We start from the raw sequence: 26,372 nt of genomic DNA on the forward strand, positions 1-26,372 counted from the left end.
TTACATTCTGCCTTAGACTGGCGTATTTTTGGGAATATGCCAGAAAATATAGGCAGCAATAATATTAATACAGCCCAGACAGAGCAGCGAAACATGGAAGGCATTGTCCAGCTGTTCAGGGCCGAAGTAGGCACTAAACATATTCACCAGCGTACCCGCCAGTGCCACCCCGATACTCATCGACAGCATCATGATCATCGACAGGAAACTGTTGCCACTGCTGGCATCCTGCTGGCTTAAATCTTTTAAAGTCAGCGTATTCATTGAGACAAATTGCAGGGAATTCAGAATCCCGAACACAAAGAAATGAATGGCTCTTAGCCAGATTGGGGTTTCCGCCGTAGTTAAGGCAAAACTGGCGATACATAAACCGACCAGCAAGGTATTGATCAATAAGACTCTACGATAACCAAAACGCTGAATGATTTTGCGGATAATCGGTTTAGATGCTAAAGAACCGAGTACCGTTGGAATCATCAGTAAACCGGTAATAAAAGGTTCAAAACCAAAAGCGACCTGCAACATTAAAGGCAATAAAAACGGAATCGAGTTGCCGCCGAGCCGGGCAAAGAAATTACCCAGAATGCCAATCGAATAAATCTTATTTTTAAATAATTTACTACGAAATAGCGCATTTAAATGAGTATGCGAATGATAGGCATAGATGAGCGAGGCAATCAGACCACTTCCGACCAGACTTAAGCTCCACCAGAGGGGATATTGTGGATTGGCAAAGTTTTCAATCCCCAGACACAGGCCGATCATTGCGATGACCAGCAGAATAAAACCACCAAAATCAAAACGCTGTACCGTTGGTTCAGTGATATTCGGCATAGCTTTAAAGGTAATTAGGGCACCCAGCAGACCAATCGGCAGATTGATCAGAAAAATCCAGTGCCAGGATAGATACTCGACCATCCAGCCACCTAAGGTCGGGCCGATCAGAGGGCCCATCAGTCCTGCCAGACTCATCAGGCTCATGGCGGACAGAAACTGGGTACGAGGAATGATTTTCAGCATGGCCAGTCGTCCGACTGGAAGCAGCAAAGCACCGCCAATGCCCTGAAATACCCGATAAACCAGCAGTTCATTCAGATTCTCAGACCAGGCACAGCCCAGTGAGGCCAGAGCAAAAATAATGATCGCTGCAAAATAGATATTCCGAACCCCAAAGCGATCAGCCAGCCAGCCACTCAAGGGAATACAGGCCGCAACTGAAAGTACATAGGCCACCACCACACTATGCATCCGTAGTGGATCTTCCTGCAGGTTACTGGCGATCGCAGGCAGGGCCGTATTGATAATCGTGGTATCCAGGCCCTGCATGAAAAAGCCAATCGACACCAGCAAGACCAGCAGTCTGAATTCAGGTTGTAGGGATTGATGCGTAGGAGTGACATTCATGGATTTAAAAAATCATCTATTTTGAATAGTTTAAAGAAATCTATGCAGCAGTGTGACTGAAATAAAAACGATTGTGAATAGGAGTCGTGTAGACAAAATGCTAATGAATTCACAGCCTGATTTCAGTTATTGAAGAGAAAGGGTAAAAGATATATTTCTATACTGCGAACATCTCAAACTTATACGGATTTATAAATACGTCATTTTTGGAACACTTCAAGCTTCTTTTTAAGGAGTAGGCTACAAAAAAATATGACGGAAATGTCATGAAAATGAAATAAAACCGTCATAATCTGGGGCAAACTTCCAGAACTGCTGTACTGGGAACTGTCTAGTAAAAGGTTTTGTACTTATGACCATCGAGATTTTGATGGTAGTTGGCTTCTGTCTGGCCGCCTATTCCATCGTGGGGAATGATGTTCCGCAAACATTAGGAACATTTATTTCATCGAACTCACATCGCCCATGGTGGGTACTCTGGATTTACATCAGTACTATTCTGGTTGTGGTGTTAATTTATGGCTGGTTTGCTTCTGGAGTAGGGGATGCCTCTTATGGACGTTTGGAAACCATTCCTTTTCCTGAGGATGGGGTCACCTGGCTATATGTAGTACCGCCTCTTTTACTGATCATTTTGACCAAATATGGTATTCCGGTGAGTACTACTTTCTTGGTGCTCACGATCTTCTCCCCGAGCAGTCTGGGTTCCATGCTGACCAAGTCGATGATGGGTTATGCCGTCGCGTTCTTTGTGGCGATTGTTATCTATCGTCTGGTCATGAAAAAACTCGCGGTCTATTTCAGTGAAACCCGTGATCAGCAACATTCTCCGATGTGGATGGCTTTACAATGGCTATCTACGGCATTTCTGTGGAGCCAGTGGCTAATCCAGGATCTGGCCAATATCTTTGTTTATGTGCCGCGTCAGGTGCCGTTTGAGTTCCTAATCTTTGCCATTTCTGTCTTTGTGATACTGCTAGGCATGATTCTTTACCAGCGTGGTGGAGCTATCCAGAATATTGTCGATACCAAGACTGGGGTCACCGATGTCCGTTCTGCTACAATTATCGACTTTATCTATGCGCTGATTCTGCTGGTGTTTAAAGAGTGGAGTAACATCCCGATGAGTACCACTTGGGTATTCTTGGGGTTACTGGCCGGTCGTGAATTTGCCATTTCGATGCTGGTGACTGAAGTCAACAAGCACCGTACTTCACGTAATGTCAGTAAAGATGCCATGAAACTGATGTTTGGTCTGGCGATTAGTGTATTTCTGGCGACGACTTTGCCATGGTTCTATCACACGATTTCCGGTTAATGTCTTTGCATGTATAAATGAAAAAAGCGAGCATCAAGCTCGCTTTTTTATGGCTTTAAATATTTGCTATTCAAAGCAGATGAAAAAATTTAAACCACAAAACGTTGTGGGGCATCCAGATTCAGCAAGGTGGTATAAATCTGATCTGCATGTTCACAGACAATCAATTTAGCCCGATGTTGGGGCGGCAAGAAGCCTTCCTGCACCGCAAGATCAAGCTGGGCAATCAGGGGATTATAAAAGCCATTGACGTTATACAGCATCATCGGTTTTTGATGCTGGTTCAGCTGACCCCAGGTCGCAATTTCCAGAATTTCTTCAAATGTTCCCAATCCACCCGGCAAGGCGACAAAGGCACAGGCTCGATCTGCCATCATGGCTTTACGTTGATGCATGCTGGTGACGATATGCAGTTCAGTCAGTTGAGGATGAGCAATCTCATAATCCAGCATAAATTCCGGAATCACACCCACCGCTTCACCACCATGCTGAATCATGGTGTCTGCCACCTGGCCCATCAGACCAATACTGGCGCCGCCATAAACCAGACCAAAACCATGTTCGGCCAGACCTTGAGAAAGTTGAATCGCTTTTTCCAGATAAATCGGTTTGTTGCCGGCACGAGAGCCACAGTATAAAGCCACTAGCGGGCGTGTTGTTTTTGGGGAGTTATCATTAAAATAATCGGTCATTTCCATTACACTTTGCATTTATTTTTTTCACCTTATCATTTTTTTATCTACTTACTATAACTTAGTTAACAAATATGACAATTCCATGAGCTGACCTCATTTTAGGACAAAATCTTTCATTCAAATTCATCCATAATCCCGGATGAAAACAGGTGAATTTCATGGTGTTCTTGATATACTGAAAGTCTGTCTTACTACAATAGAACTCACATGGGTAGTCGAAGTTGGCGCTTTAATTTAATAAAACGTCACATTATCAAGTCTTTAATTCAAGTCGGGTATCAACCTGTATCTCATCATGCAAATACTTGCCTTTCTCCTCAATTAGAGGAGCAGATGCGATGATTTTTGAATGGATGTCAGATCCCTCTGCCTGGATTGGCTTACTCACACTGATTGTTCTTGAAATTGTACTCGGGATCGATAACTTGGTCTTTATTGCAATTCTGGCGGAAAAACTTCCACCCGAACAGCGTAATGCGGCGCGTATCACCGGTCTGGGCTTGGCGCTGTTAATGCGACTGGTGTTGCTGGCATCGATTGCCTGGGTCGTAACGCTTACCGAACCGCTATTCCATATCTTTGAGCATCCATTTTCAGGACGCGACCTGATCTTATTATTCGGTGGTGTATTCCTGCTGTTTAAAGGCACTATGGAGTTGCATGAGCGTCTGGAAGCCAAACCTGTGACCAAGGAAGAAAATCCGGTTCAGGCGGTGTTCTGGATGGTGATTGTTCAGATCGTGGTACTGGACGCCGTGTTCTCGCTCGACAGCGTGATTACTGCGGTTGGTATGGTCAAAGATCTGTCTGTGATGATGATTGCCGTGATTATTGCGGTCGGTATCATGTTGTGGGCCTCTAAAGCCCTTATGGATTTCGTCAACAAGCACCCGACAGTAGTGATTCTCTGTCTGGGCTTCCTGATGATGATTGGTTTCTCGCTGGTGGTTGAAGGCTTCGGTTTCCATATTCCAAAAGGCTATCTGTATGCCGCGATTGGTTTCTCGGTAATTGTCGAGTTCATTAACCAGACCATGAAACGTAATCAGGAAAAAATGGTGACCACTACTGATATGCGTTACCGTACTGCGTCTGCTGTAATGCGTATGCTGGGCGGTAAACCGGCTCAGGACAATGATTCTTCTGAGCCGGAAGATGTGCTGGCGACCCGTGCCTTTGCTGATGAAGTCTTTGATGATGACGAAAGTGGGGTCTACCATAGTGTCATGGTTCAAGGTGTACTTGGCCTGTCAGAACGTCCGGTGAAATCGGTGATGACACCACGTCCTGAACTGGAATGGATTGATCTGGAAAATGATCATGCTAGCATCAAAGAGCAGTTATTGCATATGAGCCATTCACGCCTGATTGTGGCGCGTGGTGAGCTGGACAATATTGCCGGTGTGGTATTGACCCATAAAGTCCTGAATGAATACATCGAAACAGGTATTTTGGACTTCGAAAAACATCTGCGTGAACCAGTGATTGTGCATGAAAATGCTCAGGTCTTGATGGTCATGGATCAGTTGCGTCAGGCACCGCTACAAATGGCTTTAGTATTGAACGAATATGGTTCGATCGAAGGCGTGGCAACACCGATTGATGTACTGGAAGCGATTGCCGGTGAATTCCCGGATGAAGACCAGCTAGAAGCAGCGGTAGAGAGCCTGGAAGATGGCAGCCTGATTCTGGATGGTTCAACTGATATTCGCCATGTGTCACTGCTTCTGGATCGTGATCTGGTCAATGAAACTGAAGAATATTCAACTTTGTCGGGTTATATCCTGTTCCATCTGGGACGCTTGCCGGAAAATGGCGAAAAGCTCGAAGCAGATGATTATATCTTTGAGGTGGTCACTATGGACGGCCACAAGATTGATAAGGTACATATAATCGCGCCTGCGAACCGGAAAGACTAGTTCAACGCCCGAAGAGGTCAGCTAAAAGTTTGCTAAAATAGCCCGCATTGTCGGGCTATTTTTTATGGAATTGAAATGTCAGAAGCATGTCCATGTGGACAAGGTGAATATGCAAGCTGTTGCCAGCCACTGCATCAGGGGCAGCAATTGGCTCAAAGCGCCGAGCAATTAATGCGCTCGCGGTATAGTGCCTTTGCCAAGCATGAAATTGATTATATCCAGCAGACTACCGCCCTTGGACAACAGCAGGCTTTGGACATGCCAGCCATTGCTGAATGGAGTAGAACCAATCAATGGCTGAAGCTGGAAATTGTGCAGGCCAATGAAAAACTGGACAAGACCCATGCGCTGGTCGAGTTCAAAGCACATTATCACGATGGCAAGCAGGCCCAGATTCATCATGAAATTTCACATTTTGTGAAGTTCGAGAATCGCTGGTATTTTCTGGATCCAACGACAGATCAACAGCTTACAATGAAACAGCCGTGCATCTGTGGCTCCGGGAAAAAATTTAAGCAATGTTGTGCGCATTTTTTATAATTTTCACATAGATTTAGCTTAGAATAGCCGCCATCTCAAAGCCTCAGGTGGAAGCAGGGCGATGTTACTGACCGTCATCTATATTATTGCAATTACCGCTGAAGCCATGACCGGAGCCTTGTCTGCCGGTCGGCGTAGTATGGACTGGTTCGGGGTTACGATTATTGCCTGTGTCACGGCGCTCGGTGGTGGTTCGGTACGTGATGTACTGCTTGGCCATTATCCCTTGACCTGGGTTAAACACCCGGAATATCTGGTATTGACCTGTTGTGCCGCCTTTGTCACCATCCTGATTGCCAAATGGATGCGCCATTTACGCAATATCTTCCTGGTACTGGATGCCTTGGGCCTCATCGGCTTTACTATCATTGGCTGTCAGATTGCACTTGAGATGGGACATGGCTTTGTGGTCAGCGCGGTCGCCGGTGTCCTAACTGGAGTATCGGGCGGTATTTTACGTGACATTTTATGTAATGATGTGCCTTTAGTCTTCCGCCGTGAACTGTATGCCAGTATTTCCTTTGTTGCAGTCATCTTCTATTGGCTCTGCAGCAATTTCGGTCTGTCACTCGAACTGACCATTATTTCTACCTTAATTTTTGGCTTTAGTTTGCGTTTGATTGCGATCTATTTCGGTCTGGAAATGCCGAAGTTTATCTATAAGGATGATGACGAACAGTCCGCTTCATCCAAAGACGAATCTTGATATGAATTATGGTAACTGCGGGAGGGAAAACTTCCCGCAGGCGTACGTATTCGTAGTATAAAAAAATAAAAAATCAAACCTCCTGTTGGGACAGCAGCATCTCCCGTTTCACCTGATCAGAGATTTTTGTTATGGATTTAGTTTCTCGGATACAGCGCTTGCCGATCGGCAAGTTCCACTACACTCTTTTATGGGTGATTGGTCTTGGCTGGATGTTTGATGCCATGGATACGGGATTGATTTCCTTTATTCTGGCGAAAATGGCTGAAGACTGGCAGATGAGCGCTGACCAGAAAAGCTGGGTGGTTTCGATCGGTTTTATCGGTATGGCGATTGGGGCAATTTTCTCAGGTGGACTGGCAGATCGCTGGGGACGTAAAACTGTATTTGCCAGTACGCTGGTGATTTATAGTCTGGCGACTGCTGCCTGTGCCTTTGCGCCGAATCTGACCTGGTTACTGGTATTCCGTTTTATTGTCGGTCTGGGATTAGGGGGGCAGTTGCCGGTTGCGGTGACACTGGTCAGTGAATATATCCCGGCAAGGGTACGTGGCCGTTTCATTGTGCTGCTGGAAAGTTTCTGGGGCTTGGGCTGGTTGGTGGCTGCACTGGTGTCACGTTTTGTGATTCCTGATTTTGGCTGGCAAGCTGCATTCATGATTGGCGGGATACCGGCACTGTATGCCATCGTAATCTGGAAACTGGTGCCTGAGTCGGTGCCATATCTGATCAATCATGGCCGGGTAGATGAAGCGCAGGCTCTGGTTAAAAAGATTGAGCGCAAATGCGGCGTCGAAGTCATGGAAATCTTTGAAGTTAAACCCGTGGCTGCCAAGCAGAATATCTCGTTTACCCAGCTCTGGAGTGGTATTTTTGCCCGCCGTACCTTGATGCTGTGGCTGATCTGGTTTGGGATCGTTTTCTCCTACTATGGCATTTTTACCTGGTTACCCAGCCTTCTGGTCAAGGAAGGCTATACCATCGTGCAGTCTTTTGAATATGTTCTGGTTATGATTCTGGCGCAATTGCCAGGTTATATTGCGGCAGCATGGCTAGTTGAAAAACTCGGTCGTAAGGCAACTTTAGCTGGCTTTATTGGCATGTGTGCCATCTCTGCTTATTTCTTTGGCCAGTCCGGCAGTGTCACCGAGATCGTAATCTGGGGTTGTCTGATGTCCTTCTTTAATCTGGGGGCATGGGGTGTTCTTTATACCTATACACCAGAACAGTATCCAACCAATATCCGTGCTTTTGGTTCAGGCTGGGCCGGTGCAATTGGCCGTATTGGCGGGATTGCTGCACCTTTTGCCGTAACCCATTTGATGGGGATGCCAAACGGTTTCAGTTATGTCTTTACCATGTTTACTGCGGTGCTGATTGCAGTGGCTGTGGTCATTTTAGTCCTAGGTGAAGAGACCAAGGGCAAGACACTAGAATCTATGGGTTTATAAGGTTGGTGATTTTTTAGTTGCTCAGCTGCTATAAAGTGGATATTTTTAGCCCATAAGACACGATTTGTCGCGCTGTGTAGTTTACTGCCCTTGTGCAGCACACAGCCGCGACTTAGCATAAGAAACATTGATACAAAAACGAATTTTAGGATTATAGGTTGTTATGACAAGCCTTGCGCATCATGCGACAGAAAACCGTTCCGTAGCCGAATTTACCGAACAAGCTTATTTAAATTATGCCATGTACGTGATTATGGATCGTGCATTGCCACATATTAGTGACGGTTTGAAACCGGTACAGCGCCGTATTGTCTATGCCATGAGTGAACTGGGTCTGAAATGGACCAGCAAACCGAAAAAATCGGCACGTACTGTCGGGGATGTACTGGGTAAATACCATCCACATGGTGACTCGGCCTGTTACGAAGCTATGGTCCTGATGGCGCAGCCATTCAGTTATCGCTATCCATTTATTGAGGGACAGGGCAACTGGGGTTCACCGGATGATCCTAAATCTTTCGCGGCGATGCGTTATACCGAAGCCAAGCTGTCGCAATATAGTGAACTGCTTTTATCCGAGCTAGGACAGGGTACCTGTGACTGGCAGGATAACTTTGATGGTTCGATGAAAGAACCGATCAACTTGCCGGCACGTGTTCCTAACATTCTACTAAATGGTACCACCGGGATTGCTGTGGGGATGGCGACTGATATTCCGCCTCACAACTTGCGCGAAGTGGTGAAAGGTACTATCGCTCTGATCCGTAATCCGAACCTGACCGATGCTAAAATGGCAGAATACATTCCGGGACCGGATTTACCGACCAAAGCGGAAATCATTACGCCACCCTCCGAACTGCTTAAAATTCAGACGACAGGTCGTGGTAGTTACCGCATGCGTGCGGTATACGCCATTGATAAAAATGAAATTGTGATTACCGAATTGCCATATCAGGTATCCGGTTCAAAAATTATCAGCCAGATTGCGGATCAAATGCAGGCGAAAAAACTGCCGTTGGTCACTGATGTTCGTGATGAATCTGACCATGAAAATCCAACACGTTTAGTGGTGGTACTGCGTTCGAACCGTATTGATGCAGAAGCGGTCATGAGCCATCTGTTTGCGACTACAGATCTTGAGTCTAGCTATCGTGTCAATATGAACATGATTGGCGCGGATGGCCGTCCACAGGTGAAATCGATTCGTCGTATTCTGCTGGAATGGATCGAGATCCGTAAAACCACCGTCACTCGCCGTCTGCAATACCATCTGAACAAGATCGAAAAACGCCTGCATATTCTTGGCGGTTTGATCATTGCTTACTTAAATATTGATGAAGTCATTCAGATTATTCGTGAGGAAGATCAACCTAAACCAGTGTTGATGGAACGTTTTGGCATCGATGAGATTCAGGCCGAAGCCATTCTGGAACTTAAACTGCGTCATCTGGCCAAGCTCGAAGAAATGGAACTGCGCCGCGAACAGGAAGAGCTGGAAGCCAAAGCTGCCGTGATTCGTGAACAGCTGGCCAATCCTGAGTCTTTAAAAACCTTAATCATCAATGAACTAAAAGAAGATGCCAAGAAATTTGGGGATGATCGCCGTTCTCCAATCGTACAACGCGCCGAAGCCGCTGCAATTGATGAAACTGAAATGATGCCAGCAGATCCCGTTACGGTGGTATTGTCTGAAGCAGGCTGGATTCGCTGTGCCAAAGGGCATGAAGTGGATGCTGAAAATCTGAATTTCCGTGCGGGCGATCAGTATCTCAGTCATGCTCAAGGTAAATCTAATCAACGCGTCTATGTATTAGATGATAGTGGCCGTAGCTATGGCTTACCAATCAATGGCCTGCCATCGGCACGAGGACTTGGTGAACCATTGAGTTCAAAACTGTCTCCGGCAAGTGGAGTCGGTTTCAAGCAGGTATTGGTCGCTGAAGATGATGCGGAAATCCTGGCAGTCAGCAGCAAAGGTTATGGATTTAAAACCCAGGCCAAGCAGCTAGATACCAATGCCAAAGCTGGTAAGGCTTTCCTGAATTTATCTGAAGGTGCACAAGTCATGAACCTGCAGCCGCTGGAAGATGCAACTCATGTTGCACTACTCAGTTCAGCTGGCCGTCTGCTGATTGTTGATCTGTCGGAATTACCTGTACTCAATAAAGGTAAAGGTAATAAATTGATACAACTTGAAGATAAAGATCAAATTTTATCCATGACAATATTGAAACTTGATGAAATAATTCAAGTGCTTGCAGGACAGCAACAATTAAAACTTAAAGGGGATGACCTGCAAAAATATATTGGGAAACGAGGCTCTAAAGGAACCCTGTTACCACGTGGATATCAAAAAGCAAATAAACTGTTGATTCAAAGATAATACTAGCATCCATGAATCGAAATACGTTATATATGAGTAACGATTCGACAAATGGATGCAATGTTGCACATATACAAGTCTAAAAAATGACGTGCAGCATTGAAAAAAACAGTTGAACTACTAAGGATTATGATTGGAGAGATTGGCATTATGGAAAAGATTTGGTTCGCTGAATACCAAAAAACAGGGATTCCAGAAACTGTAGAATTACCAGCAGAAAATACATCTCTGGTTGATATTTTTGAACGCAATTTCCAAAAATTTGGCTCACGTGATGCCTTTATCTTTATGGATAAGACTTTAACGTTCAATGAGTTGGAAGAAGCTAGTCGTAAATTCGCAGCATATTTACAAAGTTTGGGTCTGGCAAAAGGCACACGTGTTGCCGTAATGATGCCAAACGTTCTTCAGTATCCGGTCGTAGCATTGGGGGTGTTCCGCGCTGGTTTAGTACTGGTAAATGTAAATCCACTGTATACATCACGTGAGCTTGAGCATCAGTTAAAAGATTCTGGCGCTGAAGTTCTGGTCATTATTGAGAACTTTGCCAGCGTTTATCAGTCAATTATTGGCAAAACGCCTGTGAAACACGTGGTTGTTGCTTCTGTGGGTGACATGCTGGGTGCTTTAAAAGGTACTTTGGTGAACTTTGTATTGCGTTCAGTACGTAAGCAGATTCCGGCATGGGATATTCCAGGTCACATCAAGTTCAATGCTGCACTGAACAAAGTAAATCCAAGCAACTATAAACGCCCTGAATTAACTTTAAGTGATACTGCTGTACTTCAGTACACAGGTGGTACTACTGGTGTTTCTAAAGGTGCTGAACTGACCCATCGTAACCTGGTTGCTAACCTGTTGCAGTGTGATGGTATCTTCCAGAGCAAATTCGGTGCACAAGATGGCCAGCCAGATGACCGTATTTTCTGTGCTTTACCGCTTTATCACATCTTTGCTTTCATGGTCTGTGCACTTTACGGCATGTATAAAGGTCAGGCCAACGTTCTGATTCCTAACCCGCGTGACCTGCCTGCGGTGATGAAAGAGTTACGTAAATACCAGCCAACATTCTTCCCTGCTGTAAACACGCTGTTTAATGCGCTTGTAAACAATGAAGAATTCAAGCAACTGGATCATAGCCGTTTAAAAATGGCGATGGGCGGTGGTATGGCGGTTCTGCCTTCTACTGCAGAAGCTTGGAAGAAAATTACCGGCACTAACATCATTGAAGGTTATGGCCTGTCTGAAACTTCTCCAGTGGCAACTGCAAACCCACCAGCATCTGAAGAATTCAGCGGTACGATTGGTATTCCGTTGCCTTCAACTGAAGTTGCTATTCTGGATGATGACGGTAATGAAGTTGCACTCGGTGAACAGGGTGAAATCTCAATCCGTGGTCCTCAGGTGATGAAAGGCTATTGGAACCGTCCGGATGAAACCGATAAAGTGATGGTGAATGGCTTCTTCCGTACTGGTGATATCGGTGTAATGGATTCACGTGGTTATATCAAAATCGTTGACCGTAAGAAAGACATGATTCTGGTCTCTGGCTTCAACGTTTATCCTTCTGAAATTGAAGAAGTCGTTGCAAAACATCCGAAAGTACTGGAAGTGGCTGCAATTGGTGTACCAGATGAAAAATCAGGTGAAGTGCCAAAACTGTTCGTTGTGAAGAAAGATCCTTCATTGACGACTGAAGAAGTTCTGGCATTTGCGAAAGAAAACCTGACCGGTTATAAACGCCCACGTTATGTTGAATTTATGGATGAATTACCGAAATCTAACGTAGGTAAAATCCTGCGTAAAGACCTACGTAAGACTGCATAAATCCTGCAATAAAAAAGCGCCTGAGGGCGCTTTTTTTTAATTCTATTTTTTCATTAGCCAGCGGTCAAAGTAAGGACGTCCTACCCCGATCACACCCAAGAAAATAAACATGGTGCCAAACTGGCGGTTAAATCCTCTCAAATTAAAACTGCCATAACTGAGAATATTATCTATCAGGCAATAAATGATGATCGCGACTACCCAGTGCCAGATCGGCATACGCTTGATGCCTACCGCATAGAAGGCAATCCATAAGATGGCAAAAGTGAATAAGGGAGACCAGATATTCATATTGGCACAAATGACTGCCATCAGAAATGCAACAATCGGCAATACGATTTTTAATACGCGATCCACCTGACGTTGATGCTGGCGCTGTTTCTCGAGGACATCGAACATTTCATTTTGATCAGGGCTGACCATAGTGAATCCTTAATCATTTATAAAAACACTCTATTTAACAAAATTTATTCACGAAACGCCATGCTATGATAGACATAAAAATTCTCAAGAGAAAAATCAGATGCATAGCATTAGTGGGGTTATCTATCTCATTTTGGCAGCTTGTCTTTTACCTTATGTTTTTACCTTGATTGCTAAAAAATCGGCAGGGTTTCGTGCAAAAGACAATCAGAATCCGCGGGCATTTTTAGAACAGTCTACAGGCCTGGCCAGTCGTGCCAATGCCGCTCAGCAGAATAGCTTTGAAAGCTTACCACTCTTTATTGCCTCGATTCTGATGGCAGAATATATGGTCGTTTCACAAAGTCTGGTCATGACCTTTGGGATTGCCTATTTGGTTTTTCGGGTCATCTATGGGATCTGTTATCTGGCGAACTGGTCGACCTTACGTTCAATTGTCTGGCTGTTATCCTTATTGTGTCCAATAACCTTGCTGCTGTTAATTATCAAAATCTCTTAAGCCAAAAATAAAGCAGGTCGAGATATTTACAGTTCGATATTTTAAAATCAAAAAAAATCTGTAAAAACCGTTATAATTATCGCGGTTTTTAAAAGATATAACTTGTTAAAGAGTGATGCTATGAGCTACAGCAATATCCCAGCGGGTAAAGATGCGCCAAACGACATCTATGTCATTATCGAAATTCCTGCAAATGCAGCACCAATCAAATATGAAATCGATAAAGATTCTGATGCATTATTTGTAGACCGTTTCATGGGTACAGCAATGTTCTACCCAGCAAACTATGGTTATGTACCAAATACACTTTCTCTAGATGGCGACCCTCTAGACGTATTGGTGGTAACTCCACATCCAGTAGAGCCAGGTTCTGTAATTCGTTGCCGTCCTGTCGGTAAACTGAACATGGAAGATGACGGTGGTGTTGATGCGAAACTGGTTGCAGTTCCACACGACAAACTGACTCCGATCTACAAAGATGTTCAAGAATATACTGATCTTCCTCCATTACTGATCAGCCAAATCGAACACTTCTTCCAGCACTACAAAGACTTGGAACCAGGTAAATGGGTTAAGTTAAGTGGTTGGGAAGGTGCTGATGTTGCGAAACAAGAAGTACTCAGCTCAATTGCAGCTTATGCAGAAGCAAATAAATAATTCATTTGCTTTTCAGTTTAAGTCTTTAACTTTTTAAAGCTTAAACAAAAAAAACCTGCACAATGTGCAGGTTTTTTTATTATGGCTTGAAATTCGGGTGAATTAGAATAATTTCACAGGAATATCTAACCAGATACGCCATTCGTTGGTGTCAGGCATATAGTAGTCATTTGCATAAGCAGCATCATTACGATAGTGAGAATAACGTAGACGCAAACTAGTATCCTTAGCAAAACCAGATTGAACGGTATATTTTACCTGATTGAAAAACTCTTGTTCTTTCGCGTTATTATCAGTCTCTGTGTCGATATCCCAGCCATATACAAAAGCTGAAGTCCAGTTCAGTCCAGGAATACCATATTTAGAAAAATCTAAATTGTATTGAAGTTGGGCTGATTTTTCGTCACGACCGTTAAAGTCTGAAAGATATGAGTTTGGCAAGTAGACACTTTGCACACCATCAGCATTTTCACCATATGCATAACCAGTGTTTCCAGTACTTTGTTGATAAGCCAACATAACACTATGAGCACCTTTATTATAAGTACTAGAAAGTGCCCAAATATTATTGCTACGATCAGATGAGTCTGATCCTAAGCGAGAAGATGATGCTGAAGCATCTTTATCCCACTCGGTATGATAACCACTGAGATCATGGGTTAAAGTACTATCATTCGCTAAAGCGTAGCTATAGTTTGCATTAATATAATGACGATCAAGTTTGTCCTTAACATCTACACCATAATATGAAGCATTTACGGCATCATTAAATTTATATTTTGCACCCCATACTACGGCACGATCCAGCTCAGCACCATCAGAGTTAATTTGGTTAGAAAGCTGATTTTCTGTGAATTTACCAGCAACTAAGTTTAAATTTTCAATTTCGTTACTTTGTACCAATAGACCAGTAAAGTATTCAGGCACTAGACGTGCAGTATTACTTGCAAGTACAGGAAGATCTAAAACTTGAGTACCATAAGTCGCTGTCGTATTTGACACACGAGCTTTCACATAAGCACCACCACGTGCCCAATGATCATAGGCGTCTTTAGTTCCATCAGCATTATTTTGAGGGTGGGTAGGAATCATACTGTTGCCTGTGTGACCATTTTCACCCAGTTTGATTGATGCATCCCCAATAATACCAGCACCAAAACCAACTGTACCCTTTGTGAAACCCGAATCTAATTTGACGATTGCTGTTTGAGCGAAAGAACTCGTATCACTATTTGGTGGAGTGCCTTTATAGTCACGAGATAAATAACCAGTACGGAAAAGTACAGATCCTTCTGCGTCTTCTACAAAACCTTTAGACTCACTTTGCTCGCTAGCAAAAGCGGTTGAGATCAATGCAGCCTGAATCAAAACTGCCAATGTTAATTTTTTTGTGTTTTGCATTGGGAGAGAGCCTTATACAAATTGATGGAAATTTTTAGGAATTGTATAAGATTCGCTGAATAAATGTCATTTTTATTTACGATATTCCACTAAAGTCGAGGGATTTTTTTTAATCTAAAGTAAATAATAGTAAGATATCTAACAGTATAAATCCTGACCATATAGTAAAAAAACAAATAAAAACAAAGATGTTTTTTAAATATAAATTCTCTGAAGGATTTGACTCATGAGTGCATCAATAATATTTAAAATTAAAATTCTTAGAATGAAAAAGTTAAGTGTTCAAAATCTTCATTTTCTGTATCAGACTCTTCATTAATAATTTCTTAAAAGTAGAAATTTGTTATAAATTATTGAATTTTAATATATAAATACTTAATTTAAATATTTATAAATCCAAAAATGCGCAGAGATTGCCGAATAATAAAAAGTCATTCTATGAGAGTCACTTTTTGTTGCTTAGCACTATTTTGAACTTTTTAATCCAGAAATTTCTGAGTTTGGGCAAGAATCAAAAACTCGAATAGAGTAATCTGCTTCTTTACCTTTTATTTCTGCACCTTTTTTTAGCACAAAATTTAATCAAAGCGAAAATAGTTTCAAAATGGCGCAACTTGTAAATGATTATGTATAAGGGCGAAAAAAGAAAATAAATCTTTGAAAAAGGACCAGTGTTAAAAAGAACCTATCAAAGTGCTTTTTTTAAAAATTTAAATATAATTTAAAAACAAATACCTAGTGATTTATTTTATTTATATTCATCAGATTTCCGTTGTTTTATTCCAGATTGGCATAGCTCTTGCAAATTTCGAACTTGAGTTTAATCAATATCATAAAAACGTCTCAGACGATCTGGGGGAGTCATACAATGAAATCAACATTAAAAGTATTATCTTTTGCTTTACTAGGTGCTGCATCTTCTTTCACTTTCGCGGATGAACCAGCTGCTGAACATTCAGTTTCTGGAAATATCAGTGTACTTTCAAGCTATAACCTGCGTGGGATTACCAACACACCTGAAAATAGCGGAGCTACTTTACAAGGCGGACTTGACTATAATCACGCCTCTGGCTTCTATGCTGGTTGGTGGGGCTCTACCTTAGATTATTCTTTGGTTGAAGAAGGCCGTGATGCTTTTGAAAATAATTTCTATGCAGGCTACAGCCATTCGGTAAATGATGATTTGGGTTTAACGATCGGTACGACTTACTACTATTACTATGAATCTGATGAAGAAACGAATGGATTTGAGCTGTTATTAGGTCTGAGCTATAAAGATTTAGGTATTACAGCACAAACTCTTCTTGAAGATACGACTTGGGGGAATGCAGGGGATACTTATATTAAAGGTACTTATAGCTATGCACTGCCTAATGACTTTAGTTTAGACACCGCTTTAGGTTTATATGCTTATGAAAAGTCAGGTGACTATGTAGAAGAGACCAGTGAAAGCTTTGGTTTCCGTCATTTTGATATCGGTTTAAGTAAACCTCTTGCAGATACTGGTGTTACTGCAAGCATCAATTACATCATCGGTGGTTATGATCGTATGGATGTGAAACAAAAGAACAAAGTAGTATTCGGATTAGGTTATAGCTTCTAATTTTTTCTGAATAAAAAAGGCGACTCTAGGTCATTGCTGTCCCACAATTTTTCACAAGAGGAAGCTCAAATGAGCTTCCTCTTGTTTTATGGGTATTTTATCGGGTGAAAATAAAGCTTTTAAAGTTCTTCTTTCAAACAAATTCACTTGAATTATTCTGAGTAAACGTTGAACTGTCCAACCTGTTTTTCCTAAATGTTGAGCGAAACTCACCAATAAATAGGCGATCATCGCAATCCAGATTTGTGTCTGAATTGCGTTCCTGCTGCGGCCTAGAAACGCTTTTAATTTGAGATTCTGCTTAATCGCCTTAAAGAACAGCTCAACTTTCCAACGATCTTTATAAATCGCCGCAATGGTGGAGGCGGCTAAATGAAAGTTATTGCTGAGAAAGCTAAAGTGCTTGCCACTTTGCTGATCTCTATATTCAATTCTTCTTAACACTGGGGCTTTTCTTTTTAGGGCATGTGCGCTATTCAGCTGAATGGTTTCATCTTTTAGAATACCTTTGGATTCAAGCACTGGATGTTGCTGGATCACCTGATACACAGATTTAGGCCTAAAACGTGTGACAAATCCAATGTTTTGAGCAGTCAGATTTGCATACCATTGGTAATCGACATAGCCTTTATCAAAAACTACAATGCTGCCAGCAGGAAACTGGAATTTGCGGCCTTGTACCATGTCATTTTCTTTGCCATTTTCAACTGCAACAAACTCAGGAATATCATTGCTGTGATTCAATCCTATACTGAGTTTCATGCTGGCTTTTGAGTCGTGAACTTTGGCCCATTCACATAAGGAAAGCGACAGGTCAATATGACTGGCATCCAAGGAATACAAGGGATTCTTAAAGCGAAATTTATGAGCGACTTTTGAGTGTTCATAGTATTTAAGCAACTTGTAAAATAGCTGTTGATACAAGGCAGCAGGCTGCTGCTCATTGATTCGTGCCAGCGTGCTTCGGGGAATAGACTTTGCTCCGAGATGACTTAGCTTTTCCTGTTGGCACTCCAAATTGGATTGAATATCTCTCAGACTTTGCCTACAAGAGAATTGAGACATCAATATGGCAATAAACTGATCCCACCGGGAAGCTGCTCTAAATTTCTGTCCAACATGGTGTACTTTAGCAAGTTGTTCAAAATCCTGTCGCACAACAGGTTTAATTAGCTCATGAAATACGGTATTCTGATGTGACAAAACCTGAATCCTGGTCGTTAAAGTGTTTGTTTGCACTCATATTTTAACTGTTAGGACTCAGGTTTTTTTTATTTAAAGCAAACTATGGGACAGCAGTGGACTCTAGGTCGCCTTTTTTATTGTTTAAATGTGCTGCCCGCGATAAGACAAGGCTTCCGATAAATGCCCAGTCTGAATATCTGGACTTTGGTTAAGATCGGCAATGGTTCTGGCAACACGCAAAATGCGATGATAGCCTCGTGCTGATAAATTCAGTTTCTGCTGAGCCAGTTCAATCATTTTCTGAGCTGGTGGATCGAGAGGGGCATATTGCTCCAGTTGTTTTGGACTAAGGCTCATGTTCAAGGCATTTTGCCGTTCGATCTGAATATTATAGGCGCTGATCACACGCTGTCTGACGGTTTCAGAGTTTTCGACAGGTTTATTGTCTTGTAACTCCTGTGCCTGTAAAGGTGGTACGTCAATATGCAGGTCAATCCGGTCCAGTAATGGACCAGAAATCCGGTTCTGATAACGCTTGATGCTTTCAGGTGAACATTGACAGCGGCTGTCCTGATTAAATGCATAACCGCATGGACAAGGATTCATGGCTGCCACCAGTTGAAAATTGGCTGGAAAAGTAATTTGCCGGGAAGCACGTGAGATTACAATTTCTTTGGACTCAAGCGGCTGACGTAATACTTCTAAAACCTTGCGGTCAAACTCAGGCAGTTCATCTAGAAATAAAACGCCCAAATGTGCCAGTGTGATCTCTCCAGGTTTAGGATGTGAGCCACCGCCGACCAGTGCAATGGCAGACGCAGTATGATGCGGTGCCCGAAATGGCCGCTGGCCAAAGGGATGATTGGCATTGGCAATTGAATAGATACTAGCAACTTCCAGATTTTCCTGAGTATTTAAGGGAGGTAAAATACTGGCGAGGCGCGATGCTAATAAGGTTTTACCTGTACCAGGTGGGCCGCGGAACAGCAGGGAATGGCCACCTGCAGCTGCAATTTCCAAGGCACGTCGTGGTCGCAATTGTCCTTTCACATCCGCAAGATCAAATTTATAAAAAGAGTGCTGATCTAATGGACTGGTCTTAAACGGGGGCAAGGTTTCTGCTTGAGCCAGATGTGCACAGACTTCCTGTAAATGATTGGCAGCAAATACCTGAAAATCCGGAAGCTGAGAGGCTTCCTGAGCATTCGGACTAGGCAAGATCAGTTGATGCTGTGCCTGCTGGCAGGCGATTGCAATACTCAGGATTCCTGTTACTGGCCGCAATTGACCATCTAGGGCCAGTTCACCAATAAATTCAAGGTCATCTGTGCAATTTTCTGGAAGCTGCCCTGAGGCCACTAAAATTCCTAGCGCAATCGGCAAGTCCAAACGTGAGCCATCTTTAGGTAGATCGGCAGGTGCCAGATTAATGGTCAGGCGTTTGGTCGGAAACTGAAAGCCGCTATTCAGAATAGCTGATCGAACCCGATCCTTACTTTCCCTGACTGCGGCTTCAGGAAGCCCCACAATGGTGAGGGAAGGCATGCCAGAACTGACATGAACTTCGACTTCAATTAAAGGTGCATGCAGGCCTAACAGGCCTCGCGTATAAATTTTGGCAAAAGACATATTGTTGTTCCAATATAGTGCATTATTTTTATTGTTCTCGTGTCTTTTGTGCACTGTAGTTGTGCTTATTTTTTAATCGAGACTTTTTCTTCTAGCTCTTCGACTTGTTTTAGTAAATCATTTAAACGCTGATTGGCATTATTTAGGGCAGTGCGTTGACGTTCGAGCTCTTCTTTAGACACTAAATCCATTTTACTGACGGCTTCATTGAGCAGGGCACGCAGGTTGTGCTCCAGATCCTTTTTAGGTTGTTCAACTTGCTGCAAAATTGCTTGTAACAGGGTTTCAATCATAATCCGATCCATCGCCATATAAATGCGTGGACAGTGTAACATTGCCGAAAGAGTGACTGACAGTATTTCAGATAAAATATAGGCTGCTTCGATTAGTAATATTGTAAAAATCCACATAAAAAATATCCAATTTGTGCAGATTCCAATACGTTATAAGTATAAAATAAAAGAGCAAGAAACATCGTGCCGGGCTTTCTAATTTCCCCCGACCTTAGGAATCTTGGCATGAAATTTGAACATAAAACCTTACTGGTGAAATAAGCCGAAGGAAAACAAACATGAAGCTCGTAACTGCAATTGTAAAACCTTTCAAATTGGATGATGTGCGTGAAGCATTATCTGAAATTGGTGTTCAAGGCATCACTGTGACTGAAGTCAAAGGCTTTGGTCGTCAAAAAGGCCATACTGAACTTTATCGTGGCGCTGAATACGTTGTAGATTTCCTACCGAAAGTCAAAATTGAAATCGCAATCAGCGATGAAATGGTTGATTCGGTAATTGAATCAATTACTCGTGTTGCAAGCACTGGCAAAATCGGTGACGGAAAAATTTTCGTAACTAACTTAGAACAAGTCATCCGTATTCGTACCGGTGAAACAGGTGCAGACGCTGTTTAATTTGGCACGAAGTTTGCTGAGTACCTAATAACTCACAAAAAAACATGGTTGGGGGATACGAATGAAAAAAATGCTAATGGCGTTCGGCTTGTCCAGCGCTCTTTTAGGTGGTTCTGTTGCGTGGGCTGAAGAGGCCGTAACAGCACCAACACCTACTGAAGAAGTCGCACTCGTTGCAGAGACTGGTGATACTTCACTTACAACAACAGACACAACTACAGCAGAGATTGCTGAAGTGGCGCCAGCTGAGCCAGCAGCGCCTGTAGAAGAAGAAGCTACTCTCGATACTGGCGATACAGCCTGGATTCTCACTTCAACAGCCCTTGTATTACTGATGACCATTCCAGGTTTAGCCCTGTTCTATGGCGGTATGGTCCGTAAGAAAAATGTGCTGGCAACAATGGCACACAGCTTTGTTGCTGCAGCCGTAGTCAGTATTGCCTGGGTCGTGATTGGCTATACATTGGCCTTTGGTGAAGGAAATGCCTTTATCGGCAGTCTGGACAAGCTCATGCTGGCTGGGATAACCACCGATGCACTTTCAGGCACAATTCCTGAAATCCTGTTCGTGATCTTCCAAATGACGTTTGCCATTATTACGGTTGCCATCATCAGCGGTTCAATTGCGGAACGTATGAAGTTTGGTGCTTTTGTGGCATTCATTACACTCTGGGTGATTCTGGTTTATGCGCCAATTACTCACTGGGTATGGGGTGGCGGCTGGTTAGGCAACGACGGTGCGCTTGACTTTGCTGGTGGTACAGTCGTTCACATCAACTCAGGTGTAGCGGGTCTAGTTGCAGCCTACATGCTAGGTAAACGTATGGGTCTTGGCCGTGAATCAATGGCGCCACATAACCTGACTTTAACTGTAGTCGGTGCAAGCTTACTTTGGGTAGGCTGGTTCGGCTTCAACGGTGGTTCAGCATTGGGTGCAAATGGTTCTGCGGGTTATGCGCTGATCGTAACTCAAGTTGCAGCAGCGGCAGCAGCGATCTCTTGGTTAATTACTGAAAAAGTGGTACGTGGTAAAGCCTCTGTATTAGGTGGTGCATCTGGTGCGGTAGCAGGTCTGGTGGTGATTACTCCAGCAGCTGGTTTCGTTACTGTCGGTGGTGCCCTGGCGATGGGTCTGATCGGTGGTGTGGTATGTTTCTGGGGTATTACTGCTCTGAAACGCGCACTGAAAGCCGATGATTCTCTAGATGCCTTTGGCCTGCATGGTGTAGGTGGTATCGTAGGTGCGATTCTGACAGCATTCTTCGCAAGCGAATTCATCATGGGTGATGCTGCTCCAGCAAATGTAATGAGCCAACTTTGGGTTCAAGTTGAAGGTGTACTTGCAACCATCGCTTACTCTGCAGTATTAACTTTCGTGATTCTTAAAGTGATCGATCTGATCATCGGTATCCGTGTTTCTTCTGATGATGAACGCATGGGTCTGGACTTGAGCCAACACGGCGAACGCGTAGAATAATCTGCTAAAACAATAATCAATATATTGTGTAAAACAGCCCATCTGGGCTGTTTTTTTTCTATATATTGCGTAAAACTCTACAAAGTTTAGAATTTTTGCTACACTCGGAAATCATCAGGATTTGTTCAATTAAACCGCTATGCATTGCCCATTTTGCAATACACCAGACAGTAAAGTGATTGATTCACGCCTGGCCGCTGAAGGTTGCCAGATTCGCCGCCGTCGTGAATGCGTCAGTTGTAATGAACGCTTTACCACCTTTGAAAGTTATGAAGTGGTGATGCCGCGTGTCATCAAATCTGATGGCAAGAATGAACCCTTTGATGAAGCCAAATTACGCCGTTCCCTGATGCATGCCTTGCAGAAACGTCCTGTGACGCAGGAACAGATTGAAACGGTGCTGAGTGATATCCAGTTGCAGATTCGCCGTCTGGGTGAGCGTGATGTGAAATCACGTACCATTGGTGAAATTGTCATGCAATCTCTATTTGCACTTGATCATGTCGCTTATGTCCGTTTTGCTTCGGTCTATCAGGATTTTCAGGATGTCGAGGCTTTTCGTCGTCAAATTGAACAGATGCAGCAACGTGGCGAATTTCAAGAATAAGCATGTCTGAACTCAATCAAGATCAAGTCTGGATGCGCCGTGCCATCGAACTGGCACGTCAGGGACAGTATTCCACTAAACCGAATCCGAATGTCGGCTGTGTCATTGTCAAAGATGGCGTGATTGTCGGTGAAGGTTTCCATCCTAAAGCTGGTCAGCCACATGCTGAAGTCTTTGCCATGCGTCAGGCTGGAGATCAGGCGCGCGGTGCAACAGCTTATGTGACCTTGGAACCTTGTGCACATTATGGTCGTACACCACCGTGTGCCAAAGGTCTGGTCGAAGCAGGCGTAGCCAAAGTGATTGTGGCTTGCCCTGATCCGAATCCACTGGTGGCTGGAAAAGGCATGCAGATCCTGAAAGATGCCGGTATTGAAGTGGAAGTTGGCATCTGTGAAGATGAAGCGCATCCACTGAATTATGGCTTTCTGAAAGCCATGGCGACTAGGATGCCTTATGTACGACTGAAAATTGCATCAAGTTTAGATGGCCGTACCGCAATGGCATCGGGTGAATCAAAATGGATTACTGGTGTAGAGGCCCGACAGGATGTACAGCATTGGCGTGCGATTTCTGGCGCCGTAATTACTGGTATAGATACGGTATTGGCAGATGACTGCCAGCTCAATGTACGCAATCTAAATGACGTGGATGACCTCAGTACCATCGTTCAGCCCAAACGGATTATTCTGGATCGCCAGGGGCGTTTGCCACTCACTGCCAAGCTCTTGAAAAATCCAGAAACGATAATGGTGATGGGGCCTTATCGTCAGGAGCTGGCTGAGTTGGGTGTGATCCAACTCGAAATTCAGCCTTTAAAAGAATTATTACAGCAACTGGTTCAGCAGCATCAGATTTATGAGGTGCTGGTTGAGTCAGGCGCGACCTTATCTACCGCATTTTTACAGGCAGGACTGGTGGATGAACTCATCAGTTATGTTGCACCGACCTTATTGGGGCAAACTGCGCGTAGTATGTTCAATGCAGAATTTAGCCGAATGGCAGAACAACTTCGATTCAAGTTGCAGGACGTGACCCGTTTGGGTGACGACGTGCGCTTCAGGTTAATTCCTTCTCAAGAGACACTATGAATTCAGAGTCTACGGTTTATCACAAACGTCGCCATGCGGCACGTACCACAGATGAATATCTTTTCCATCAATTGGTTCCTTATTTGGGGAACAAACGCCGTTTACTACATTTAATTCTGGAAGCACTTGAGAGCACGGGAACCTTAAAACGTGAAGATGGCCGTGCGCCGATATTTGCCGATTTCTTTGCCGGTTCTGGTGTGGTATCACGTTTAGCACGTCAAAATGGCTATCGTGTCATTGCCAATGACTGGGAACCCTATAGCCATGCGCTGAATCATGCAGTTCTGGCATGCACTGATGCACCTGCATTTAAAGAACTGGGTGGTTATCAGAAAGCAATCGACTATCTAAACCGTCTGCCTGAAGTCAAAGGCTGGGTGACGCATAACCTGTGTCCACGCAATGACGAAATCTATGATCCGACCCGTGACCGTTTGTTCTTCAAGCGCCGTAATGGCATGCGTATTGATGCGATCCGTCAGCAGATTGCCACCTGGCAAGCGCAAGGTGCGATTGATGACGTGGAAATGAGTGCCTTGCTGGCACCATTACTTTATTCAGCCAGTTTTGTCAGCAATACATCAGGCGTATTTAAAAGTTTCCACCATGGTTGGGGCGGTAAAACCCAGACTGCACTAGAACGTATTGAATCTTTACTTTGGTTAACGCCAAGCCGTTTCTGTGAAGATGCTAAGCACCAAGGACCTGCCGCTGAAATGTGGTGTGTAGATGCCCAGCATCTGGCCAATCAGATGAGTGGATTTGAAGTCGATGTGGCTTATCTGGATCCACCGTATAACCAGCACGCCTATAGCAGTAACTATCATGTGCTGAATGCTTTAACACTTTGGGATCAGGTGGATTTGCCGACACCAGATACTAAAGGCTTCAAGAGCGGGATTGATCGTGCATGGCGTAAGGAACGTCCAAGTCAGTACAACTCATCCAAGCATGCCAAAGAAGCCTATGAAACTTTGTTGGCGACCATTAATGCGCGTTTTATCCTGACCAGTTATTCAACCGATGGTAATATTAGTGCCACAGATTTGCTACAGGCCAACCTGAAACGTGGCCGTGTAACCTTGCTCACTCAGGATGTGCCACGTTATCGTGTCAGCAAACAGCGCCAGTCTGAACGTGCACGTGTACTGGAATTTATTGTAATTACCGACACACATGCCAAGTCAGGTCCGCCAATCCGTCAGTTACTGAGCCAGTTGCATCATTATGCCGAGCTGGGCGGTGTGGATACGACCGGGGTGAGTACCCAATTGGCCTTGTGGTAAGCGCAGAGAAAAAGGAAATAAAGATGTTTACAGGTATTATTGAAAGTCTGGGCAAGGTCGAGAGCCTGCAAAGCGTTGGCGGTGATGTGCGTTTACGTATCCAGACGGATCTGGATATGTCTGATGTACATCTAGGCGATTCAATTGCCACCAATGGCATCTGTCTGACCGTAATTGACTGGGGTGAGAACTGGTATGCTGCAGACGTATCACGTGAAAGCCTGGACCGGACTACACTGGCTAACTGGAAAGTCGGCCAACCTGTAAATGTCGAAAAGGCGATGCTGCCCACTACACGTTTTGGTGGACATATTGTTTCTGGTCATGTCGATGCTGTGGGTGAAATTACGGTGGTACGTTCCGATGCCCGTTCCATCTACTTTGAAGTGACTGCACCAAAAGAAATTGCCAAATATCTGGCAGAGAAGGGCTCTATAACAGTAGATGGTGTCAGCCTGACCATCAATCACTTACGTGGAAATATCCTTAGTCTGAATCTGATTCCGCATACAGCCGAACGTACCAATATTAGCACTTGGAAATTAGGTACTAAAGTCAATCTGGAAGTAGATGTGTTGGCGCGTTATATCGAGCGGTTATTACTGGGTGACAAGGCCGCAGAAAATACAGAACAGTCTAAAATCAGCATGGAATTCTTAGCCGAAAATGGTTTTTTGAAATAAATCCGCTGAGCAATTACCAGACAGTCTAATTGAAAAATTAGACTGTCTTTTTATTTTTCGGGATAATACGTAGCTCAACTCGCGATTTTAGCCCCAGTGGACAGGTCGAATGCTCGATTTTTTACTTCATCTTGAACAGTCTTTACCCTTATTGCTGGAGCAGTATGGGGTGTGGATCTATGCAATTTTGTTCCTGGTGATTTTTGCAGAAACAGGTTCACCATTTTTCTTTTTTTTGCCCGGTGACAGTCTGTTGATTGCTGTCGGTGCGCTGTGTTCCAGCTCTGACCTGATTACCTTGCACTCTATGGGTTTATTGCTGCTGATTGCTTCGATTCTGGGTTATACCGTGAATTATTATTCGGGCAGGGTGCTCGGATTAAAGTATTTCAATGAACATTCACGGTTTTTCAAACCCGAATATATGGTCAAAACCAATCATTATTTTATGAAACATGGTGGCAAGACGATCTTAATTGCGCGTTTTATTCCCTTTGTACGTTCCTTCGGCCCTTTTGCGGCAGGTTCTGGCCATATGAGCTTTGCGACTTTCAGTTTTTATAATGTGACTGGGGGAATTCTCTGGATCAGCACTTTGCTTGGGACAGGCTATCTGCTTGGCAATACCGCATTTTTACTGGCTGACTTGTTTTAATTTTAAAGTGAATTTTATAG

General features: G+C 43.7%; 24 protein-coding genes. 17 read left to right on the top strand and 7 right to left on the bottom strand.

Annotation, left to right across the window (positions count from 1 at the left end; translation table 11 throughout):
- Positions 1 to 12: 12 nt before the first annotated feature.
- Positions 13 to 1,404, bottom strand: coding sequence for a multidrug transporter subunit MdtD (gene mdtD, locus AC4MCC_RS00995; RefSeq protein ID WP_179992221.1), 1,392 nt, complete (start codon positions 1,402 to 1,404; stop codon positions 13 to 15).
- Between the two features lie 352 nt (positions 1,405 to 1,756).
- On the opposite strand from mdtD, the gene AC4MCC_RS01000 reads away from it, so the two are divergent.
- Positions 1,757 to 2,722: a hypothetical protein gene (locus AC4MCC_RS01000; protein ID WP_034169797.1), complete on the top strand. Its 966-nt coding sequence runs from the start codon at positions 1,757 to 1,759 to the stop codon at positions 2,720 to 2,722.
- Positions 2,723 to 2,811: 89 nt separating this feature from the next.
- Here AC4MCC_RS01000 and AC4MCC_RS01005 read toward each other — a convergent pair whose 3' ends face one another.
- On the bottom strand, positions 2,812 to 3,432 hold the full coding sequence (locus AC4MCC_RS01005) for an LOG family protein (protein WP_166136525.1): 621 nt from the start codon (positions 3,430 to 3,432) through the stop codon (positions 2,812 to 2,814).
- A 323-nt stretch (positions 3,433 to 3,755) separates the two neighbouring features.
- Here AC4MCC_RS01005 and AC4MCC_RS01010 point away from each other — a divergent pair, with 323 nt between their 5' ends.
- The 6 genes from AC4MCC_RS01010 (at position 3,756) to AC4MCC_RS01035 (ending at position 12,243) form a co-directional block, all read left to right on the top strand.
- Complete coding sequence (locus tag AC4MCC_RS01010; RefSeq protein WP_159123942.1) at positions 3,756 to 5,336, top strand: TerC family protein; 1,581 nt, start codon at positions 3,756 to 3,758, stop codon at positions 5,334 to 5,336.
- A gap of 75 nt (positions 5,337 to 5,411) precedes the next feature.
- Positions 5,412 to 5,876, top strand: a complete 465-nt coding sequence (locus AC4MCC_RS01015) for a YchJ family protein (protein ID WP_491885558.1) — start codon at positions 5,412 to 5,414, stop codon at positions 5,874 to 5,876.
- Between the two features lie 61 nt (positions 5,877 to 5,937).
- Positions 5,938 to 6,582, top strand: a complete 645-nt coding sequence (locus AC4MCC_RS01020; RefSeq protein WP_034169794.1) for a trimeric intracellular cation channel family protein — start codon at positions 5,938 to 5,940, stop codon at positions 6,580 to 6,582.
- Between the two features lie 131 nt (positions 6,583 to 6,713).
- Positions 6,714 to 8,033 carry a niacin transporter NiaP gene (gene niaP / locus AC4MCC_RS01025; RefSeq protein ID WP_491885559.1) on the top strand — a complete coding sequence of 440 codons (1,320 nt, stop codon included), beginning with the start codon at positions 6,714 to 6,716 and terminating at the stop codon, positions 8,031 to 8,033.
- A 163-nt stretch (positions 8,034 to 8,196) separates the two neighbouring features.
- On the top strand, positions 8,197 to 10,416 hold the full coding sequence (gene parC / locus AC4MCC_RS01030; protein ID WP_491885560.1) for a DNA topoisomerase IV subunit A: 2,220 nt from the start codon (positions 8,197 to 8,199) through the stop codon (positions 10,414 to 10,416).
- Between the two features lie 150 nt (positions 10,417 to 10,566).
- Complete coding sequence (locus AC4MCC_RS01035) at positions 10,567 to 12,243, top strand: long-chain-fatty-acid--CoA ligase (protein ID WP_180011317.1); 1,677 nt, start codon at positions 10,567 to 10,569, stop codon at positions 12,241 to 12,243.
- A gap of 42 nt (positions 12,244 to 12,285) precedes the next feature.
- On the opposite strand, the gene AC4MCC_RS01040 is transcribed toward AC4MCC_RS01035, so the two are convergent.
- Positions 12,286 to 12,666: a hypothetical protein gene (locus AC4MCC_RS01040; protein WP_419363911.1), complete on the bottom strand. Its 381-nt coding sequence runs from the start codon at positions 12,664 to 12,666 to the stop codon at positions 12,286 to 12,288.
- A 100-nt stretch (positions 12,667 to 12,766) separates the two neighbouring features.
- Here AC4MCC_RS01040 and AC4MCC_RS01045 point away from each other — a divergent pair, with 100 nt between their 5' ends.
- The gene (locus AC4MCC_RS01045) at positions 12,767 to 13,165 is read left to right on the top strand and encodes an MAPEG family protein (protein WP_034703876.1); all 399 of its coding nucleotides are present in this window, start codon (positions 12,767 to 12,769) and stop codon (positions 13,163 to 13,165) included.
- A gap of 120 nt (positions 13,166 to 13,285) precedes the next feature.
- The gene (gene ppa, locus AC4MCC_RS01050) at positions 13,286 to 13,822 is read left to right on the top strand and encodes an inorganic diphosphatase (protein WP_005233448.1); all 537 of its coding nucleotides are present in this window, start codon (positions 13,286 to 13,288) and stop codon (positions 13,820 to 13,822) included.
- Between the two features lie 102 nt (positions 13,823 to 13,924).
- Here the strand turns inward: ppa and AC4MCC_RS01055 are convergent, their stop codons facing one another.
- On the bottom strand, positions 13,925 to 15,223 hold the full coding sequence (locus AC4MCC_RS01055; RefSeq protein WP_491885561.1) for an OprD family outer membrane porin: 1,299 nt from the start codon (positions 15,221 to 15,223) through the stop codon (positions 13,925 to 13,927).
- A gap of 868 nt (positions 15,224 to 16,091) precedes the next feature.
- On the opposite strand from AC4MCC_RS01055, the gene AC4MCC_RS01060 reads away from it, so the two are divergent.
- Entirely contained in the window at positions 16,092 to 16,826 is a 735-nt protein-coding gene (locus AC4MCC_RS01060; protein ID WP_180015429.1) for a TorF family putative porin, read from the top strand.
- Between the two features lie 51 nt (positions 16,827 to 16,877).
- On the opposite strand, the gene AC4MCC_RS01065 is transcribed toward AC4MCC_RS01060, so the two are convergent.
- The 3 genes from AC4MCC_RS01065 to AC4MCC_RS01075 all read right to left on the bottom strand — a co-directional run bounded on the left by AC4MCC_RS01065 (position 16,878) and on the right by AC4MCC_RS01075 (position 19,933).
- Positions 16,878 to 18,029, bottom strand: a complete 1,152-nt coding sequence (locus tag AC4MCC_RS01065; protein WP_058951619.1) for an IS4-like element ISAbe18 family transposase — start codon at positions 18,027 to 18,029, stop codon at positions 16,878 to 16,880.
- A gap of 123 nt (positions 18,030 to 18,152) precedes the next feature.
- Positions 18,153 to 19,640: a YifB family Mg chelatase-like AAA ATPase gene (locus AC4MCC_RS01070; protein WP_302700289.1), complete on the bottom strand. Its 1,488-nt coding sequence runs from the start codon at positions 19,638 to 19,640 to the stop codon at positions 18,153 to 18,155.
- A gap of 65 nt (positions 19,641 to 19,705) precedes the next feature.
- Complete coding sequence (locus tag AC4MCC_RS01075) at positions 19,706 to 19,933, bottom strand: accessory factor UbiK family protein (protein ID WP_491876827.1); 228 nt, start codon at positions 19,931 to 19,933, stop codon at positions 19,706 to 19,708.
- Positions 19,934 to 20,211: 278 nt separating this feature from the next.
- Between AC4MCC_RS01075 and glnK the strand changes: the two genes are divergently transcribed.
- The 7 genes from glnK (at position 20,212) to AC4MCC_RS01110 (ending at position 26,352) form a co-directional block, all read left to right on the top strand.
- Positions 20,212 to 20,550 (top strand): P-II family nitrogen regulator, encoded by a 339-nt coding sequence (gene glnK, locus AC4MCC_RS01080; protein WP_004650081.1) that lies wholly within the window; start codon positions 20,212 to 20,214, stop codon positions 20,548 to 20,550.
- A 61-nt stretch (positions 20,551 to 20,611) separates the two neighbouring features.
- Entirely contained in the window at positions 20,612 to 22,027 is a 1,416-nt protein-coding gene (locus AC4MCC_RS01085) for an ammonium transporter (protein ID WP_491885562.1), read from the top strand.
- 139 nt (positions 22,028 to 22,166) lie between these two features.
- Positions 22,167 to 22,634 (top strand): transcriptional regulator NrdR, encoded by a 468-nt coding sequence (nrdR, locus tag AC4MCC_RS01090; RefSeq protein WP_004787309.1) that lies wholly within the window; start codon positions 22,167 to 22,169, stop codon positions 22,632 to 22,634.
- A 2-nt stretch (positions 22,635 to 22,636) separates the two neighbouring features.
- Positions 22,637 to 23,725 carry a bifunctional diaminohydroxyphosphoribosylaminopyrimidine deaminase/5-amino-6-(5-phosphoribosylamino)uracil reductase RibD gene (gene ribD / locus AC4MCC_RS01095; protein WP_419374565.1) on the top strand — a complete coding sequence of 363 codons (1,089 nt, stop codon included), beginning with the start codon at positions 22,637 to 22,639 and terminating at the stop codon, positions 23,723 to 23,725.
- Complete coding sequence (locus AC4MCC_RS01100) at positions 23,722 to 25,014, top strand: DNA adenine methylase (RefSeq protein WP_004787305.1); 1,293 nt, start codon at positions 23,722 to 23,724, stop codon at positions 25,012 to 25,014. The genes ribD and AC4MCC_RS01100 overlap by 4 nt, the downstream gene beginning before the upstream one ends.
- Before the next feature lie 23 nt (positions 25,015 to 25,037).
- Positions 25,038 to 25,697 (top strand): riboflavin synthase, encoded by a 660-nt coding sequence (locus AC4MCC_RS01105; RefSeq protein WP_491885563.1) that lies wholly within the window; start codon positions 25,038 to 25,040, stop codon positions 25,695 to 25,697.
- 109 nt (positions 25,698 to 25,806) lie between these two features.
- Positions 25,807 to 26,352, top strand: coding sequence for a VTT domain-containing protein (locus AC4MCC_RS01110; RefSeq protein ID WP_180053831.1), 546 nt, complete (start codon positions 25,807 to 25,809; stop codon positions 26,350 to 26,352).
- Positions 26,353 to 26,372: the final 20 nt, after the last annotated feature.

The sequence above is a fragment of the Acinetobacter sp. CAU_H_56 genome, from assembly GCF_058599425.1.